Consider the following 18794-nt stretch of genomic DNA (forward strand, 5'->3'; position numbering starts at 1 on the left):
GGGCAAGTACCTATCCTCTTACAGATCATCTGATAACACCTGATCCCTGTTCGTGCCTTTATCGGCGGACAAAACCAGTACCCGAAGCTTGTCAACCCGGGGTGTAGGTTTTTATTTACTCTTCCTTAGCCAATCCCAGCGTTTGGCCCAATCCTGTAAAGCATTATTCTTCCATTTCAAAATGGTTTTCCCTCCTTGTATTTTACCATCGTACAGGTCGGGGGCGGATTTGTCGGTATACCAGTTATCTCCTAATTTGTAGTCGGTTGTATGCTTCTTGCCGGGCCAGGAGTTGTCAACAACAATGCTGCCCTCATGTCCGTCAAGTTCAGGGATCTGAGAGGTGAATCTGTATTGTAATGTTTCGGCTTTTTTAGGGATATATCTGATGACATAGTCGCCGTTGCCAAGGTAGTAACCCGGCCACTTTTGTACTGTTTTGTCATAAGGAACCTCCATCCAAAAGCAGGCTGAGTCTGCCGGAATGTCCTTTTCAGGACCTTTTAAATGAAATTCAAGAATGGAACAAAAGGCTACTGTATCCTTGAGGCTTGTTGTTCCATTAACAACAATACGGGGGCTGTGATTGAACTTTTCAAAACTACCACCCCAACTCTCTCGTGTGGGATCATCCGGGTTTCCGTCCATCATATAAAGAAGAGAAGGCGTGTCTCCCATTTTAATATCGCCCCCGTAGTATTTTTTAAAATCCTTTCCCAGATGCCCTGCTCCGTTTATATGTCGATCATAATAATCCGAACTTTCGATATGATCCAGCTCCCGGTTATTAGAAAAGAATCCGTAGTAGCTTGAGTTGACTTCAATGAACCATAGTTCAGGGAAGTTCTCGACGATGTAAGCGTAACTATTCGCACTCCATTTTTTGTTGGGGCCTCCGATCCAGTACACTTTTATTTTGCCCTGGATCCCGGGTTCATCATGTAGTGCCTGCGCCAAATCATCCAGACCACCCCACACCAAGACCCAAAGTGGCTGTGTGTTTTCCTTTTTTGCGCATTTGATAATCCACTCCGAGCCTTCGGTGGCAGCCATGTACCCTTTGTAGGGTGCTCCTCCTAATCGGCCTTGTTTGGTAATTGAGCGCAAATAGTCGGGGGGCGCCAGATCTTTGTTATGCTTCCGGAGTTGTGGCAGATCTTTTTCGTACAGACTGATCATCCGTAAAATCTCCCCTTTACTCCCTGTACCGTAGGAAGGGGACGAAACCAGCCCCTCAATCGTAAACCGATCACTGTACATCAGCAAATGCACCATGGATTGATTATCATCAGGGTCGGTACCGCCTATATCTGTACTGATCAGAATTCTCGGTTTAACAGGTACAGGATTTTGTGCAACAGCGATGATTGCCAGAAAGCACAGAATGATAATCAAGATTGATTTATTCATTTAAGTATTTCATCAAATCGGAATAAAAAAGTGATCAGTACATCTCACAACGGAGGATTGTAATGTGTGAGGGCGACTTCAGTGTATATAGGCTGTTAAAATGCTCCGACGCACTTGTTTAAGATAGAGCATCTCTTGCTAGATATGGTCATCGAACAGGATGATTATGTAGTACAGTAAAGGGACAACTGATGCAAGAATGGCTTAGCAGGTTGGTTCTACTATACTAACTTATAAGGTGCAAAACGTATTTTGTAAATCTCTACTAATCTATAGGAAGTAAATCAGTAGAGATATGCCTTCATAGTTCTAGTTACCTAATATACGATTTATCCATGAAATAATAAAAACATTGAGTATTAGGCTGTAATTGATGGTTGCGTTGGGGTGTCTTGTTAAATATGTATACCTATGCTATTAGCATATTTTTTTAGTAGATATTTAATCATTTGAATAGTAGTAGTTTTTGCCACTTTTGTTGTCAATACTGATATGCCCATTCTTTGCAAGAACTCTTGTTCCCCAAATAGATACTTTTTGAACTGTACAACCAACTGCATCTGCAATTTCTCTTGCTGTCATAGCCTCAATTTTATTCAATTGAGATATCAATCCTAATATTTTAATTTCTACTTCTGCATAATTACCTTCTGTTTTAGGAGATTCGAGATGTATAATTTCTATTAATTTTTCATCGTCATCGAAGCATCGCTTTATTTTGAATTTTACTAACTCTTGCTCTTCATAAATCTTTTGACAGTTAGGACACTTATAGCTTTTAGACTTACTTTTAGTAAAGTATGGATCAAATTGGGATAGAACATTGTCATATACAAACCTTATAGGTGAGTAGTCATCTTTCTTGTCAGCATATTTTATATTGTACTCGCCACAGATGTCAAAGTCTATTGAATAGAGGTTGTAATTGCCACCATGTTTTGATGCAACGTTTTCAGAAAGGAAATGAATCATAAAGTTTTCGCAAAGCACGTTCAGGTAATCCTTCCTAATAGGGTCGATCATAAAATGGCTCGATGCTCTGTCAGAAAATTTGTTCTTTTCTGACAGAGCCTTTTCGAGAATTGAGTTCCATATGTCCATGTAGTATCCAGGAATTAATTTCCTTTTGATTCCTCCCTGAAATTGCTTTTGATAAGTTTTTCTAGCAGAGCTTATGCCATAGTTAATTTCTGATAATCCTATCTTCAAGTCTGTTTGAGATGACTGCGCTTGAACAAATGCATTTTGTAATATAATTCCTATTGTTCTAGAAACACCGATTGTTTCTCGAGATAGTCTGTAGAATAGCTGATCTTTTGGGGCTTTGAATATGTCTGAATACCCCAGCTCAGGACAAAATATCTCAATACGCTTCAATACTATCTTTTCTACGAACTCCTGCATTTTAGCCATAGCTGCAATAGCTCCTCCATATCTTTCTACATAATCGTTGAAGTCCAAAGGAATATGGAAGATATCTCTTCCTACGATTACTTTGTCTCCAAAGTCATATCTATCTGTAATAACTCCTATTTTAAAAAACATTCCGATTCTAGATCCTAAAAACGTTTTTAAAAGAGAGGAAAATTTGACTTGTGAGCTTTGGTTCAAATCGGAATATTCGTCAATAAATACATAGATACTATCAATTCTTGCCTTCTTTTTGATTGAGTTTACCTTATTTAGAAAGTCTTGTACATTTATACCTCTTATTTGTGTATAATTTGTTGTTTTTTCGGATTCGTCAACATTGACGTCTTTAAAACCAAAACCTAAGTCTTTTGAGGTAGCTGAGATAGAATCTTCTGAACTCTCGGAATTTTTAGTTTTATCTATTACTGTTAGCTGCCGTTGGTTGTACAGCGTGATGCCCTCTACTAATACTTTTTCAATATATTCTAAATCATTCAATGCTGGATTCTCTTTTCTAAAAATCAGTAGAAAGCTTTCATCGAACATTAGTTCAAGTTGCTTCTTTAGCGATTCAATAATTTGCCTTATGAAATGCACTTCAATTAAATTGAAGTCATTTTCTGTATCGAATAGGTCGTTGCACGTGCTAAGGTCAATATAGATAGGTAGGATTTTTCTGTCATTAAAAATAGAGCTCTGGTTCTTTAGCTTTGGTGATATTGTTTTAAGACATTCGTAGTATCCCCTTAATAGATTTGTCGTTTTTCCAGTCCCTCTTCGTCCTGATATAAAGTTATCTTGCTTTTGAAGTAGTCCGTGTAGTATTCCAAAATAATCAATGAAGTAGTGTTCTAGCTTTTCTAATTCGTTGACTTGGTCTAAAGTAATATAATCGGCTCTGAGTATAGAGTCGAATGCCTCTCTAACCTTTTGTATTTGTTTACTATTCATTGTATTTGCTTGTGTGTATAATTAAAGGTTCTTGTAGTATAAGTATAGAGTACTCATATCAAAAGTAGTGAAAAGTTTGTATAATATACGATATGTTGGTTAATTGTTACCAAATACATAATAAACAAATTGTTGTTGTGTATGTATTGAGAATGCTTTACTTGATTAAGATTTTTTGTTTGTTATATTAACTTTGATCCTTACTTTATGCATCTACTGGATTTGAACGGGGGGTGCGTTCAAATCAAATTAGCAAATGTTGTAAATTGTATAATTTTAATTTAATGATACAAAAGATGCTTCAGCAGTCACTTCAAATCCTGATAAAACCCCTACTTCCCCCTCCTGAGCACCAGTACCCAGTCATCACCGCCTGCGGGAGGCGTAGCGGAAAGTACTCCTTTACTGGTCTGTACCTTGCCGGAAGTAGTCTGGTTGCTGACGGGGTTGAACCACTGGGCGGTGTAGGTGGTGTTGGCTAAGTTGTATAGTTGAATGGGAGTGGACGTGGGCAGGTAGGCCACGAGGGTATTACCGTCGTCGGTGCGGGATACGGATACGAAGTGGTTATACTGCTTATCGCCGGGCTGGACTACCAGCAGGTTAGGGGCGGGCTTGAGGTTCCACCAGTCGAGTTGCCGCATAAATTGGGCCAGGTACCCTACCTGTGTACCACCCGGTAGCTTGATGCTCTCGTTCCAGCGGCTGGACCCTTCCCCCTTGCTGCCGTGGTTGAGGATGTGCTCACCGGTGCGTAGCCAGGGCCAGATACCGTTGGCGCCGTAGGTAATGCCCGAGGTAGGAGCCGCCAGGATGCTCCAGTAGCTGGCGCTGCGTACATCCTTCGCGGTGATCTTAGGACCGATCTCTTCGTACACCGGCTCCATATTGATGAGAGGGCGGGCGGGCAACTTGTCCCACTTAGTAGCGACGTGGCCTTTGGTGATGAAGTTGACAGCACCGGCTCCGCTGTTATGGCCCGACTGGTAGCCTACAATGTCCAGCCAGGGCTCGTTGGCGTAGACTTCGCCAATCCAGGAGCCGCCCTGTGGATGCTGGGCTACTACCCCCGGCGGTCGGGCGTTCCCGTGCTCATCACCGAATACGCCCCGGCCGATATTCTTCCAGCGCTGCTCCAGGTTATCAGTATACTTACCATCACCACCCAGAATCCATACTACCTGATGGCCGCCGTAGCGGGCTACCATGTAGCGGGCCAGCAGGATGGCTTCCTCTTCGGGCAGGTAGTAGCCGGGGCTCAGCTCGCGCCCCTGCACGGCAGGCAAAGCCCACAACAGCACCGGCGCGGCCACCAGACCATACTCATTGATCTTATCCACCTTGCCGTCGAGGTGCTGAAAGAAGGATGGATTGATGCTGATCTTGCCACTCCCCTCGATAGCCACTTCACCACGGCTGTTCTTGTCGCCGCCGCGCCACTGGGTCGTCACAAACTGGATGACGCTGTAGCCGTTCTGGGAGCGGTTGGCCAGGTAGGTATCCCACTCCTGCTCGGTGGATTTGAGGGTACCGTTCCAGGCAGTACAGGCGGCCCAGAAGAAGGGAGTACCGTCGGCGTGGGTGAGGTGGTAGCTGCCCTTGGGGCGCACGATGCTGCCGTGCCGGTAGATATCGTGCTTGCTGGAGTTGGCACTCACCTGAAAGGTACCCCGCTGACGGTGGAGGCCGGTATTGGTGGTATCGGAGCAGAGGGTTTCCCAGGTCCAGGTACCGGTTTCGTCCGGGGCCATGCGTACCTTCCAGTTACGGGCGCCGTCCCAGAAACCGTGTATGTTTTTAGTCCGGCCGCTGGGAGAGGTAAAGCGTATACTGAAATTACGGACGTTGTAGATCGGATTTTCATAGTCTTTGCTGCTGGTAAAGCTATGCTCATACCGGGACCAGAGGGGTGTCTGGGCGAAGGTGGAGGATACACAGCCGATAAAAGCCACTACAAACAGGAATACCAATCGGAGAAAAAACGTGCTCATCAGGAAGAAAGGGTCAAAGAGGTTGGTTAGGAATAAGGCTTGTAAATCAAAGACGAATTCGGCTTTATTTTCCCTATGGCACTGGTGATATTCTTGCGGATAAATTCGTCTGGATCACCCGGAGAGCATGAGGAAAACTACCTCGCTCGTCAAGGTTGAGCGAGTACTGAGTCCCGGAAATACTCCTAAAAAAAGATCTCCGCAACTACTTGCGGAGATCTTTGGAAGCTGTAAGGCTATGAAGTACCAATGTGTACTTTACTTCTGACACTACTCCACCAGGAAAGCATCCAGGGCTTTGGTTGGGCGACCGTCTTCGCCCCAGGCGCTGAGTCCGTACTTCGACCAGCTCCGGGCACCCTGGGGCTCCCAGTACAGCACGCCCAGGCCCTTTCCGTTGGGGACAGCCTTTACTTTTTGCTGTACGGCTACCAGCATGTCGTAGGTATTCTGAGGTTTGTTGTCTTCGCCACCTACTTCTACTACCATCACTTCCTTATCGTAGCGGGCGGCCATGTCGTTGAGATTAGCTCCCAAGTCGTCAATGGACTCGGTGTAGTCGGGATTGCCTTTGAGCCAGTAGGGGTAATAGGACAGGCCAATGACATCGTAGCGGGCACCGTGGGTGCGGGCATTATCAAACCACGTCCGGAACCGCTGGCTGTTGTTGCCCTGATCGAGGTGCAGGATTACTTTCGACATTGGGCTCACTGCCTTAATGGCATCATAGCCCTTGTTGATCAGCTGCGCCAGCTGGGGCCAGTTGGCCGTACTTCCTTCGGGGTAGATCATGCCGCCCGGGGTTTCGTTACCCACCTGCACCCACTCGGGATAGATGCCTTCGGCTTTGAGGGCGGTCATTACGTCAAAGGTGTAGTTGTATACGTCGTCCAGGAGCTGCGGGAAGTCGTGACCTTCCCAGGCCGCGGGCTTTTTCTGCTTACCCGGATCGGCCCAGGAGTCGCTGTAGTGGAAGTTGAGCATGATGCGCATACCCCACTTCTGGGCTCGTTTGGCCAGGGCTACGGTTTCTTCCTTGGAGCAGTGCCCGCTCCGGGGATCATCCGACGGATCCACCCAGGTACGCAGGCGTACGGTGTTAAATCCGTGGTCTTTCAGGATCTGGAAGCAGTCCTGGGCTACGCCCTGGTCGTTATAAAAGGTATAGCCGGTGGCTTCCATCTGGGGCAGCCAGCTGATATCACCTCCCTTCGCAAATTCGGTAGCTTGTTTTTGGGTATTGGGCGTGCGGGTCGCGCAGCCTGCCAGTAGGAAAAGACTAAAAAAGGATGTTATCAGGTATTTCATAAAAAGGTAAGACGTTCATCAAGGAGCTGTAAAGTTAAATGATGAACGTTTTAGTCCGACCTTCATTATCCGGTGCTACTTATTAATTGAGCCTACAATTGAGCTCTTTTTGGGTGAAGGAGATTAGGTAGGCTGATAGTTAGCAGTTTACGCGCTGATGGCAAAGGTCCGGTTCTATGGAGACACAAGCCCAAATGAAACAGCTAATACCTGATCCCTTACCACCTACCATCTACCTACAATTCCAGCCGTTGTCCGTCTTTCAGCAGTACCGCCCGTAGCTTTTCGTAGGGGAGCTTCTGGGGCGATACCTTGTTGTCAAGGGCCAGTACCGCCGCGGTAGCCGCCGACTGTCCCAGGATCATAAACACGGGTTCCATCCGGATGGAGCCGTAGGCAATGTGTGAACTCGACATGGCGACGGGTACCAACAAGTTGCTGCACTCTTTTTCCTTCGGCAGGATAGAACCGTAGGCGATGGAGTAGGGCTTGTCGGGATGTACCCCAATGTCGCCTTCGTTCTGTACGTAGCCATCTGCCTTGACATAACGCTGCGCGTTGTGGGCATCCAGCGCATAGGAGCCCATACCTATGGGCTGAGGTACTTCTTTCTTGCCTAGTGTGTGCGGCTCAGTCATTACAAATTCACCGGTCATGCGGCGGGCTTCCCGCACATAGATCTGGTGGGGCCAGTTGCCGTTGTCGGTAAACTCATCCTTCGCCAGTCCCCACTGCTGCATCTGCTCACGTACGTTGGCGGGCATGCGCGGATCGTTCTGCATGAAGTACAGGAGGCCCTTCTGGTAGCGCTCGTGGTCTTTGATGATCTCGCGGCGACGCTCGTAGCTGGCCTCGGGATAGTCGTAGTTTTTGCCAATGTAGTCGGTACTGAACGGACCGTGGTTGTTGGTGTCGGTCTTGCGGTTGGGGATGGGGTCGTACTTCTGGAAAGTCTCGTCCCAGCCGGTATCGTACACCCGCAGCAGCAGCTCGTAGCGCGCCGGATCGTAGCCTTCGGGCTTGGGGAAAGGCACGCGGTTGTCGGGGTGATTGCTCATGCACAGCCGGAAACAGTATGCCTGAATTTTATTGTCGCCGGAGCCTTTTTCGCCCGGTGGCTCAGCCGATACTTCGGGCAGCAGTCCGCTCTTCGGATCGCCGGGTACTTTGTAGGGGCTCACGGGCTTTTTAAAGTGGTGGCCGTGCTGGAATACTTCGGTCTGTACCCCGTTCCACTGCTCGCCGTAGACGCTGTTGGCTTCGCGGCCCACGTGGTAGCTTACGCCCGCCGCGGCCATCAGGTCACCCTCGTAGGTAGCGTCGATGAACATCTTACCTTCGTAGGTATTACCACTCAGCGTCCGGAACGACTGGATCTTGTCTCCCTTCTTGGTCACACCCTTCGACGAACGGTCCAGCCACTCGTCGCGGTAGACGGTAAGGCCATTCTCTTTTACAAAATCTTCAAATACCTGTTCGGCCGCGTGCGGTTCGAAGATCCACATGGTGCGGTTGCTGCCGTCCATAGCCGGTGTACCCTGGCCTTTGTTGCCGTACTCCGACTGCTTTTGCCACTTCCAGTTTTCGGGCTTCTGGTAGTGCTGGTACAAGCGGTGGTAAAACTCTCGCGATAATCCACCAATTACGGACTTATTACCTGTATCCGTAAAGCCCAGTCCACCTGACGACAATCCGCCCAGGTGCTTGTCGGGTGATACCACTATGACTGATTTACCCATTTTTTTAGCCTGCATGGCCGCGGTAATGGCGCCGGAGGTACCACCGTAGATGATTACATCGGCCCGTCGTACGGCGGCCCGGTGGTTGGATGTGGAGTTCTGGCTGCCATCCACAGGAGGAGTCGCCGCTGTAAGTGCAAAGAGCAGGGCTAAAAGAGAAAGTGAATGTTTTAATCTCATAAATCAAGGATCTGGATTTAATACTTGGCGACAGCAGATCAGGTTAGCTCTGGGGCAGGCCTAATCTGGCTGTCTACTTATATAAGCTTTGAAATTACTATCACTACTATCTGCTAGGTCAGGAAAGTCAAAGGATAAGGACAGTCCTTTGTACCACCAATGATAATAGCGGGTAAAGTACTCTATGGATCAATAGCCGGTATTCTGCACGAGTGCCGGGTTCACATCTATTTCAGTCTGTGGGATGGGGAACAGGTAGTGCCGCTCCTCCACCTTGATGGTGGGGTTCTGGGCATTCATGGCGCTGATCAGCCTTTTGGTGCGGGCCAGGTCGTACCAGCGGTGTCCTTCAAAGGCCAGTTCCAACCTCCTTTCCAATAGTACGCTATCCCTGAACTCGGCCTGACTCAGCGTAGGGGCGAGGTCGGGAAGCCCGGCCCGGCTACGGATCCGGTTGATGGTGGCGTAGGCTTCGGGGTTTCCGGCGGATATTTCATTGAGGGCTTCGGCGTACATCAGCAGTACATCCGCGTAGCGGATAATGGGGTAGTTGTTGGAGCCGTCGCCATTCGCGGTGGCGGATGGGTCAAGGTACTTATATACATAGCCCGGAAAGGCAACGCTGGCAGGGGCGGCGGGAGTGGTAGTGGCAGAATACAGCCGGATGGTCACATTGCGGCGCTTGTCATCTTCACTGTAGGTCTTGTAAAGATTCTCTGTAACCGGATCGTCTCCAAAGCCGGCGATGCCGTTGACCCGGTCAAAGTTAGGGCGCATGTAGCCCTGCATCCAGCTACCTTCGCCAAAGCCTCCCCCCAGAGCCTGCATCTCGAACACGGCCTCTTTCCCGTTTTTGTTCGAGATCAGGAAAGCATCAGCGTAGTTGGTCCAGAGGTCATAGGTACCCGAGTCAATGACTTCCTTGGCTTTGGCGGCGGCTTTAGCCCACTCCTGACGGGTCAGGTACACCTTGGCCAGAAAGGCTTTGGCGGCACCTCTCGTAGCGCGGCCACGGTCAGCTCCGGTGTACGTAGCGGGTAGTACGCCTTCGGCATCCGTAAAATCCTGGATGATCTGGTTGTAGACCTCATCTACGGAAGCCCGGGGGATAGCCAGGTTATTCAGCGAGGTAGTTTCTGCCGTGACCAGAGGTACACCACCAAACAGACGTACCAGCGTAAAGTAGTAGAAGGCCCGCATAAACTTAGCTTCGGCTATGTAACGGTTTTTCAGCTCGTTGTCCATAGGGATAGCGGGTACGCGGTCAATGACGGTGTTGGCCCGGTTGATGCCCCGATAGACAGCCGACCAGAGTGACTGGAAAGTGGTAGTAGCCGGAGTAAAGGTATACTTGTCGAGGTCGTTTTTAGCCTGGTTGGCGGTGGATCTTCCGCCGCCCCATTCGGCATCGTCCGTGGCCTGGTCCTGGATGATCCACATGATCTGTCCGTACAAGTCGGAGGAGTTGAGAGGATCGTATACGGTACTTACCGCGGCCTTGGCATCCTCAGCATTTTTATAAAAGTTAGCTGGTGTAAAGCTGGATTCGGGCTTTTGCTCCAGTACATCGCAGGAGGTCAGTACCCATAGCGAAAAGAGAAAAAGGGTAGTCGACTTTTTCATATTTCAGATGTTCAAGTAGTTGTCAAAAAGAAAGATGTTGTAGATAGATAGCTTGGCTTAAAAACCTACATTCAGACCAAAGATCAGGGTCTTGGCGGCCGGGTAGCTGCTATAGTCAAATCCCTGGCTGCGGCTGTCCTGCCCAAAGCGGTTGACCTCCGGATCGTAGCCCGAGTAGTTGGTCCAGGTAGCGAAGTTCTGCGCCGTGACATACAGCCTCAGCGACTGGATGTTGACCTTTTTCAGTACTGAAGGAGCCAGGTTGTACGCCAGCTGTACATTCTTCAGCCTCAGGTACGAGCCATCCTCAATCTGACGGGTGGAGATGCGGTTGGCCGGACGGGTGGTAGAGGCACGGGGAATATCCGTATCGGTGTTGGTGGGTGTCCAGCGGTCGAGCATATCGCGGCTCTGGTTGGTGGTTCCGTTGAGGTACTCCAGTTCAAAGCGGTTGGCATTCAGGATATTGTTTCCATAAACGCCTTGTAGGAATACCGTCAGCTCAAAGCCACCGTAAGAGAAGGTATTATTAAGCCCACCGATAAATTTAGGCTGAGCACGCCCGATAATGGTGCGGTCGTTGTCGTCGATCTTCTTGTCGCCGTTCAGGTCCAGGTACTTGCGGTCGCCGGGTTTGCGTGCCTGCGGATCGGCCAGGGCCGCCAGTTCGTCAGTAGACTGGTAGAGGCCATTGGTCACGTATCCGTAGAAAGAACCCAGTGGTTCGCCCACTCTGATAATACCGGAGCTGGTGTTCTGAGCGATGTTGGCTACCTGGCCGGCAAATATCTGGCGGGTCCCGCCAATATCCAATACGGTGTTGCGGTTAGAGGCAAAGTTCAGGTCGGTATTCCAGCGGAAATCACCCACGAGGTTGCGTGAAGAGATACTCAGCTCAATACCCTTGTTTTCGACGCGGCCGAGATTCTTGATGGCACTTGAGTAGCCCGATGTACTGGGGATGGTAACGTTGAGCAGAAGATCCCGCGTACGCTTGAGGTACACGTCCGCCGTAAGGGTAATCCGGTCATTCAGCAGGCCTACGTCAAGACCCATATCAGCCTGGCTGGTTGTTTCCCATGACAAATCGGGGTTAGCAATCTGAGAAGGGCCGATACCCGTCGAGACGGCGTTGCCCAGTACGTAGTTCTGGGTACCTAGCAGCGAGTAGGCAGGATAGTTACCAATACCGTCCTGATTACCGGTCAGTCCATAGGTAGCCCGCAGCTTCAGGTCGCTCAGGAATTTGACCTCCTGCATAAATGGCTCTCCTGAGATACGCCAGGCCGCTGCGGCCGAGGGGAAATAGCCGTAGCGTTTGTTTTCGCCGAAGCGGGAAGATCCGTCGGCCCGGAACGACGCGGTAAACAGGTACTTGTCATAGAGGCTGTAGTTGACCCGCGCCAGGTAGGATTGCAATCCCCAGGTACCTATTCCTGATGAGGGGGTCAGTGGTACCGATCCGGCACCGAGGTTGCCGGAGCCCAGGTTATCATTGACAAAGTTGCGGGAAGCCGCCCGGCTGCTCTCGAAACGGTTGGCCTGTTGTGTAAAGCCCACTACGGCACTGACGCTATGAGCTTCACCGAAGGTTCTGGAGTAGTTGAGGAGGTTTTCGTTCAGCCAGGTTACTGATTCGCCGTTATAAATAGCTGCGGAGCCACCCTGAGCCAGACCACTGGATACGCTGCGGGGTAGGTAGGAGTCCTGCTTCTGCAGTACGGCATCTATTCCCAGCAGTACTCTCAGACTGAGTCCCTCCAGGATCTGATATTCACCAAATACATTACCAAAGGTACGGAAGGCGGTATTTCTGTTTTTGGATTCACGAGCTAGGGCCACCGGGTTATCGGCGGTAAACGTAAGGGCAGGGTCAGTGATCAGATAAGAGCCATCGGTAGTATAGACGGGAAGTATCGGTGGAAACTGTAAGGCCGCGATGGTAACCAGCCCCGCACTACCCAGGTCACCATCCGTACGGGACTGGTTGGTGAGAGTGCGGTTAACGGTCAGGCTGTTTCCTACCTTGAGCCGGTCAGTCAGCTTCCGGTCCAGGTTGAGCCGGAGTGAGTACCGGTCAAAGTCGGAGTTGGTGACAATACCTACCTGCTTGAAGTAACCACCCGCCAGCGCGTACTGGGTCTTGTCATCTCCCCCACTGATCGAGAGCTGATAGTTGGAAATAGGGGCGGAGCGGAAGATCTCTTCCTGCCAGTTGGTACCCTCGCCAAAGGCATCTACCTGCGCCTGAGTATACACGGGCTGACGACCTTCGTTGGTGTTGGCATCATTGACAAACTGAGCGTACTCACGGGCGTTCAGGACCGGGTAGAGGCGCCGTGGCTCCTGCATACCGTAGTAGGTTTCAAAGTTAATGGCCGAACGTCCGGCTTTGCCCCGCTTGGTGGTGATGATCACTACTCCGTTGGCTCCTCTTGAACCGTAGATAGCAGTGGAGGAAGCATCTTTCAGCACCGTCATGGACTCAATATCACTCGGGTTGAGGGTGCTCAGTACGTTAAAGCTGGAACCAGTAGCCGCACCGTCGTTCTTGAAAGGAATGCCATCAATAACATATAGGGGTTCGTTATCCCCCTGGATTGAGTTTCCGCCACGGATACGGATGGTGGTACTTCCGCCGGGTGAGCCCGAGTTCTGGGTGATCTGTACCCCCGCTGCCCGACCCTGCAGAGCCTGATCCAGCGAAGTGACGGCTACCTTTCTGATTTCATCCACCGGTACTGTAGCTACCGAGCCGGTCAGGTCGCTTTTGCGGACCTGGCCATAGCCTACTACCACTACTTCGTTGAGTGCTTTGTTCTCCGGCTCCAGCGAAACCGACAGGGTAGACTGGTTACCTACGGCTACCTCCTGGCTCGAGTAGCCCACAAAGCTGAAAACCAGTACCGCGTTTTGTTCGGGTACCAGTAGCTCAAACCGGCCCTCGGTATTGGTGGTGGTACCGCGCTGGGTACCTTTCAGTACCACACTTACCCCCGGCAGGCCGGCCCCGGTTTCGTCAGTAACCCGGCCCCGGATGGTTTTATCGATATTTGCGTTAGATTGCTGTCGATCCGGTGATAGCTCTGGTTCAGCTCTTTTCTTTCTTAGCAAGATCCGGCTTTCGATTACTTCATACTCAACATCAATGGGCTTCAGAACCTCATCTAATACTGCCGACAGCTTGCGGTTGTTCAGGTTGAGAGAGAGGCGCTGATTTGAGTTGATCTTGGTGCTGTATACAAACTTTACGCGCGCCTCTTTTTCGATTTTGCTTAGTACATCCTTTAGCTCAAGCTTCTCCCCAATGATGGTAATGGGGCGATTGAGTACCTCCTGAGCATGGATGCTGTGCGCCATAGCCAGACTACCGCAGATCACGAGTAAGAACAATTGTGAAAATGTGACTTTCATAACCCTCCACAGGTTTTTGGGGACCGGTAATGTTTTTTTCATAAGTTTACTTGTTTTTTAATTGGTAAAGATTGAGAAACAGTACCCTCCCACAGATTGGCGTTTGTAGAGGGTATTCCAGTAAGCCGAAAATGTGTCCAGCATTTTCGGCTTTTTCGTTAGCAGCCGTCGCCGTTGATAAATACCACCGTACCCCTTTTCTCGTAGGTAGCATCAATGGATTTACAGACTAGTTCCAGCTGGGTAAACAGGGATAATCCGTTGAGGTCGGCGGTGATGTGGCAGGCTTTGGCTTTGGGGTTGGAGATGACAAACTCAATGCCGTAGAGTTGAGTCAGCTGCGACAGGACTTCCTCCAGCGGTACTTCCTGAAAGACCAGGGCCGCTCTGACCTGCTCAACCGGTACCTTGGGTAGGGGGTCCTCTACCAGGGTGGGTACGATGTTACGGGTGACGGCATCGTAGAGTACGCGCTGGTTCTGGGTAAGTATTACTCCGTTGCGCTCGCGCAGTGGATTGTCCTCCCGGGCGTATACCGATACTTTTCCCGACCGGACAGATACCTCCGTTTTTTTTCCTTCTTCGTTCTGCCTGATTCGGAAACTCGTTCCGAGTACTTCCGTAACCAAATCCCCGGCGTGCACCACAAAGGGCTTTGTAACATCTCTTTTTACGTTAAAAAAGGCCTCGCCCCGCAGATACACCTCCCGCCTGGCCTGGTTGAAGGACTTGTCGTACATCAGGCTGCTATTCTGGGAAAGTACCACCACGCTGCCGTCGGGTAATACTACCTCCTGTTCGGATTGCTGGGTGTTTTTTACTTCTATCCCGGTTTGTACTTTTTGGGTGGTGGCTATTACCGGCTCAGGTTGGTAGGTGGAGAGCGTATACATCCATAGGCTACCCAGCACGAGGCAGGCGGCTATTCCGGAAATCCAAGCCAGGCGAACCAGGCGTGTGCCCACTGCGGGGCGTATTTGCTGGCGGATGCTCCGCCACATCCGCTTCTCAATGTCATTTTTCTGATTATTAGGTAGGTCCACTTCCACCTGGTTGGCCGGTGAGTTGTACCATTCCGATAGCAGTTGGTCTTCCTGCTCGGTGGTTTTTCCTTCCAGGTAGCGTTTTAGTAGTTGATTAAATTCGTCTTGACTCATAGGTGGTGGGAGCTATAAACTGCCTAATTATCCGAGTGATATTCTTTGAGATTATCCTTCAGGAAGCGTAGCGATTTGGTAATGTGATATTCGACTGCTTTTTCACTCAGATTAAGCCCCTGGGCAATTTCACGGACGGACTGATTCTCAAAACGGCTGCGTTTGAAGACCTCCGCGCTCTTTTCGGGCAACTGATTCAGTACCTTCTCCACGGCTTCGGTCAGGTCAGTGAAGTTGATGATCTCGTCGGTATGGTGGTTCTGGTGGATTTCCTGTAAGATGAGGTACTCCTGGTACTTCCGGTAGCTGATTTGTGACTTGATGTAGTCGTACACCTGGTTCTTTACGGCAATGGTCAGGTACATGCCCAGGTGCCGGATCAGTACCTCCGAGCGACGGCTCCACAGTTTCAGAAATACCTCCTGTACCAGTTCCTCGGCATCTTCCCGAACGCCGGTTTGGTGGTAGGCAATACTGTACAGCTTATACCAGTACCGGCGATATATTTCTTCGAAGGCGGCCATCTGGCCTTCTCTAAGAAATCCCACCAACCGTTCGTCGTCTAGCTGTTTAAAAATCATGGAGGTAACTGAATAAGGGCTTAGGTACCCGTATAGTAGAGGAACTCATGGCTATCCCTAAATAATTTTAAAAAATAATTGAATTATTTCATTTGGAGGGGTGGGAGACAGGCGGTGAATCCGCTATCGGTAGTTTGTAGGGCCTTTTTCTAAAAGATTATGAGTTGGTCTGGACTAGGTGTGGCAGATTTTATATGATTGTAATACCCTACATTTTTCAATAGCTGCTTAGTAAAGTATTTCCTTTTCACTTCCTCCTTTTGGTAGCTACGAAAAAAACATGTAGTCCATACTAAGCACTACCTTCCATGAACGCCCTTAACCAGATCCTGCTGGGATGCCTCCTGTTGTCCTCTTCTTCTTTGCTGGCGCAGATGCCGGCGCGGACGCCCGAGCAGGACAGCCTCATTGCCCGCACCCAGCGCAAAACCCGCGCCGACCACCAGCATATGCTGGACCAGCTCGGGATCAAAGAGCTGCGTCCGGGTGTAAACGGAAGCAATCCGCAGGCACCCAATGCCGCCAACTACGACGAGGCCAAAGCCAATCCTTTTCCGAAGCTGCCCGAGTCGCTGACACTGAAAAATGGTCAGAAGGTAAAAACGGCCAGAGACTGGTGGAACCGCCGCCGCCCCGAGATCGTGGAGGACTTTGACCGGGAAATCTACGGCCGCATGCCAGCCAATACACCCAAGGTACAGTGGGAGGTGGTGAGCGTGAGTGATACGGTCATAGGCGCGGTACCTACCAAAATGAAGAAGCTCGTAGGGCACGTGGACAACTCAGCGTACCCCGACATCAAGGTGGATATCCAGCTCTCCCTGCTGACTCCCGCCCAGGCTAGCAAACCCGTACCCGTGATGATGGAGTTTGGATTTGTATTTCCGCCGGGCTTCCGGATGCCCGCGCAGGCCCCTACCGGACCAGGCTGGCAGCAGCAACTTCTTGAAAAGGGATGGGGAGCGGCGGTACTGCTGCCTACCAGCTACCAGGCCGACAACGGTGCCGGCCTGACCGAAGGCATTATTGGCCTCATGAACAAGGGCCAGCGCCGTAAGCCCGACGACTGGGGTACCCTGCGCGCCTGGGCCTGGGGAGCCAGCCGCGCGCTGGACTACTTCGAAACAGATAAAGACGTAAATGCTAAGAAAGTAGGTATCGAGGGGCATTCGCGCTTTGGTAAGGCTGCCCTGGTAGCTATGGCTTACGAGCCGCGCTTCGCCGTTGCTTACATCAGCTCGTCGGGCGAAGGCGGGGCCAAACTGCACCGCCGCAACTGGGGCGAGGTAGTGGAGAACGTAGCCGCCGCCAGTGAGTACCACTGGATGGCTGGTAACTTCATCAAGTACGCCGGTCCGCTGGGCTGGAATGACCTGCCGGTCGACTCTCATCAGCTCATAGCCCTCTGTGCGCCGCGTCCGGTGTTCATCGGCAATGGCGACAAGGGCGACGCCTGGGCCGATGCCAAAGGAATGTTCATGGCTGCCGCCGCCGCCGGTGATGTATACCAACTGCTCGGCAAGAAGGGCTTGGGTACCCAGGAGTTCCCGCCGGTGGAAACCGAGCTGATCAGCGGTGATCTGGCCTTTCGCCAGCACGCGGGCGGCCACTTTCCCGGTCCCAACTGGCCCACCTTTATCCGGTTTGCGGAGAGGTACTTTAGGTAGGAATTAGGTGTTAGCTTTTAGCTATATAAGCCCGTGAGACACGGACTATTTTTGTGGTGGAACCCTATAAGAAAACTGGAGTACTATCAGACCATTGTACTCTTCATGATCTTAAACGCTTCATCATACTGCCTATCAACTCTGGCTAGTGATTGTTTGACGTTTTTCGTAGCGCCTTTGTAGTCGGCATGTACCTGCATCAGGCGATCAGCAATTTGCTGCCCCGTGGTTTCCATGATTTCAAATGTCCAGTCGGCCAGGCCCAGGTCGTAGTACATCTGCCCTTTGATGGTGTCTTCGGGTTGCCGCAGGTAAAAGGCTGGGGTACCATTGGCCGCCGCGATAATGGGCGAATGGCACTCAAAGCTAAGTACGGTATGAGCCTGCGCGTAGAGGGAGGCAGCTTCGTCGGGTAGCCAGTAGCCGTGTTTAACTACCTTTGCCTTTACATCTTCAGGAAGCGGGTCAATGAGCAGCTCGTCCATGATGTCGACCTGGTAGGTCATCTCGGGGCATACCACTACCTTATTGCCTGTCTTGCGCACCCACGCTACCATCGCCTCCCTGGCCTTGGCGTGGTCCTGCTCCTTGTAGGTATCATTCAGGGTATCGACTTCCTTAATGCGCTTCTCCGTCCAGCCTGCCTGACCGGGTTTGATCTTGTAGTAGGGAGTGACTCTCAGACGAGGTATGACACAGATAAACTTCTTAGGTTCGAGTCCATTAGCCTGCATGTACTGCCTGGCATTCTCCGGATCGCGGATTTCCAGATCAAACGTTGCGTCAGGGGCGAAGGCAATATGGGTACCTGATAACCCAGCTTCTTTTAGTTTCTGGATAGAGGCTGTTTCGCGGGTAAAGATAAACGAGGCGTGCTGCAGCAGGTCTTTCAGGCCGGGCGTGACGTTTTGAGTAGTTACGCCAAAAATACCAAAGGGTTTCTGGGTTTTGTGATGCCATGAACCTAGGAAATCGGCTGCAATAACTGAGGGGCCGGAGCCATGCAGGAAGAAGTCGGCCTCCCGAAAAGCTTGTAGTACCTCCTCACTTTGGGGCTCGTGATCCTTACTGACGCCCCCATGGATGATGCGTACCTTCGGGTAGTACTTTGCCAGCATATCCTCCACGATCTGACTTTTGCTCTTTTTCCAAAGGATGATTTTTGAAGCAGGCATCCGCTTCTGCAGCAGGCCCAGCAGACCGGGTGTGTGGGCGATATCACCTATGTTAACATCCTGCCAGCCCGACACTACCAGCAGCGTCGGATTGGCTTTCTGTGTGGCCTGTGCCAGGTAAGGCGCCAGCAGCGTACCTGCCGATAACCAACTGCTTCTCTGAATAAAATCTCTGCGGTTCATAA

The 18794-nt window shown here is 50.5% G+C and carries 11 protein-coding genes; 1 reads left to right on the plus strand and 10 read right to left on the minus strand.

What is annotated here, in order from left to right; translation table 11 throughout:
- Positions 1-111: 111 nt before the first annotated feature.
- The 9 genes from JTN23_RS13280 to JTN23_RS13320 form a co-directional block, all read right to left on the minus strand.
- A complete protein-coding gene (locus tag JTN23_RS13280; protein WP_247235324.1) occupies positions 112-1410 on the minus strand; it encodes a nucleoside hydrolase-like domain-containing protein in 1299 nt (432 codons plus the stop codon).
- A 441-nt stretch (positions 1411-1851) separates the two neighbouring features.
- On the minus strand, positions 1852-3774 hold the full coding sequence (locus JTN23_RS13285) for an ORC-CDC6 family AAA ATPase (RefSeq protein ID WP_247235325.1): 1923 nt from the start codon (positions 3772-3774) through the stop codon (positions 1852-1854).
- 332 nt (positions 3775-4106) lie between these two features.
- Complete coding sequence (locus tag JTN23_RS13290) at positions 4107-5765, minus strand: glycoside hydrolase family 140 protein (protein ID WP_247235326.1); 1659 nt, start codon at positions 5763-5765, stop codon at positions 4107-4109.
- A gap of 270 nt (positions 5766-6035) precedes the next feature.
- Positions 6036-7073 carry a glycoside hydrolase family 53 protein gene (locus JTN23_RS13295; RefSeq protein ID WP_247235327.1) on the minus strand — a complete coding sequence of 346 codons (1038 nt, stop codon included), beginning with the start codon at positions 7071-7073 and terminating at the stop codon, positions 6036-6038.
- Between the two features lie 236 nt (positions 7074-7309).
- Entirely contained in the window at positions 7310-8992 is a 1683-nt protein-coding gene (locus JTN23_RS13300) for an FAD-dependent oxidoreductase (protein WP_247235328.1), read from the minus strand.
- 189 nt (positions 8993-9181) lie between these two features.
- Entirely contained in the window at positions 9182-10615 is a 1434-nt protein-coding gene (locus JTN23_RS13305; protein WP_247235329.1) for a RagB/SusD family nutrient uptake outer membrane protein, read from the minus strand.
- A gap of 57 nt (positions 10616-10672) precedes the next feature.
- Positions 10673-14029 carry a TonB-dependent receptor gene (locus tag JTN23_RS13310; RefSeq protein ID WP_247235330.1) on the minus strand — a complete coding sequence of 1119 codons (3357 nt, stop codon included), beginning with the start codon at positions 14027-14029 and terminating at the stop codon, positions 10673-10675.
- A 158-nt stretch (positions 14030-14187) separates the two neighbouring features.
- On the minus strand, positions 14188-15186 hold the full coding sequence (locus JTN23_RS13315) for a FecR family protein (protein ID WP_247235331.1): 999 nt from the start codon (positions 15184-15186) through the stop codon (positions 14188-14190).
- Positions 15187-15209: 23 nt separating this feature from the next.
- Positions 15210-15767, minus strand: coding sequence for an RNA polymerase sigma factor (locus tag JTN23_RS13320; RefSeq protein ID WP_247235332.1), 558 nt, complete (start codon positions 15765-15767; stop codon positions 15210-15212).
- Positions 15768-16075: 308 nt separating this feature from the next.
- Here JTN23_RS13320 and JTN23_RS13325 point away from each other — a divergent pair, with 308 nt between their 5' ends.
- On the plus strand, positions 16076-17434 hold the full coding sequence (locus JTN23_RS13325) for an alpha/beta hydrolase family protein (RefSeq protein WP_247235333.1): 1359 nt from the start codon (positions 16076-16078) through the stop codon (positions 17432-17434).
- An 86-nt stretch (positions 17435-17520) separates the two neighbouring features.
- Here the strand turns inward: JTN23_RS13325 and JTN23_RS13330 are convergent, their stop codons facing one another.
- The gene (locus tag JTN23_RS13330; RefSeq protein ID WP_247235334.1) at positions 17521-18792 is read right to left on the minus strand and encodes a polysaccharide pyruvyl transferase family protein; all 1272 of its coding nucleotides are present in this window, start codon (positions 18790-18792) and stop codon (positions 17521-17523) included.
- Positions 18793-18794 lie beyond the last annotated feature (2 nt).

This window comes from Telluribacter roseus (assembly GCF_017355915.2).
Taxonomy (GTDB): domain Bacteria; phylum Bacteroidota; class Bacteroidia; order Cytophagales; family Spirosomataceae; genus Telluribacter.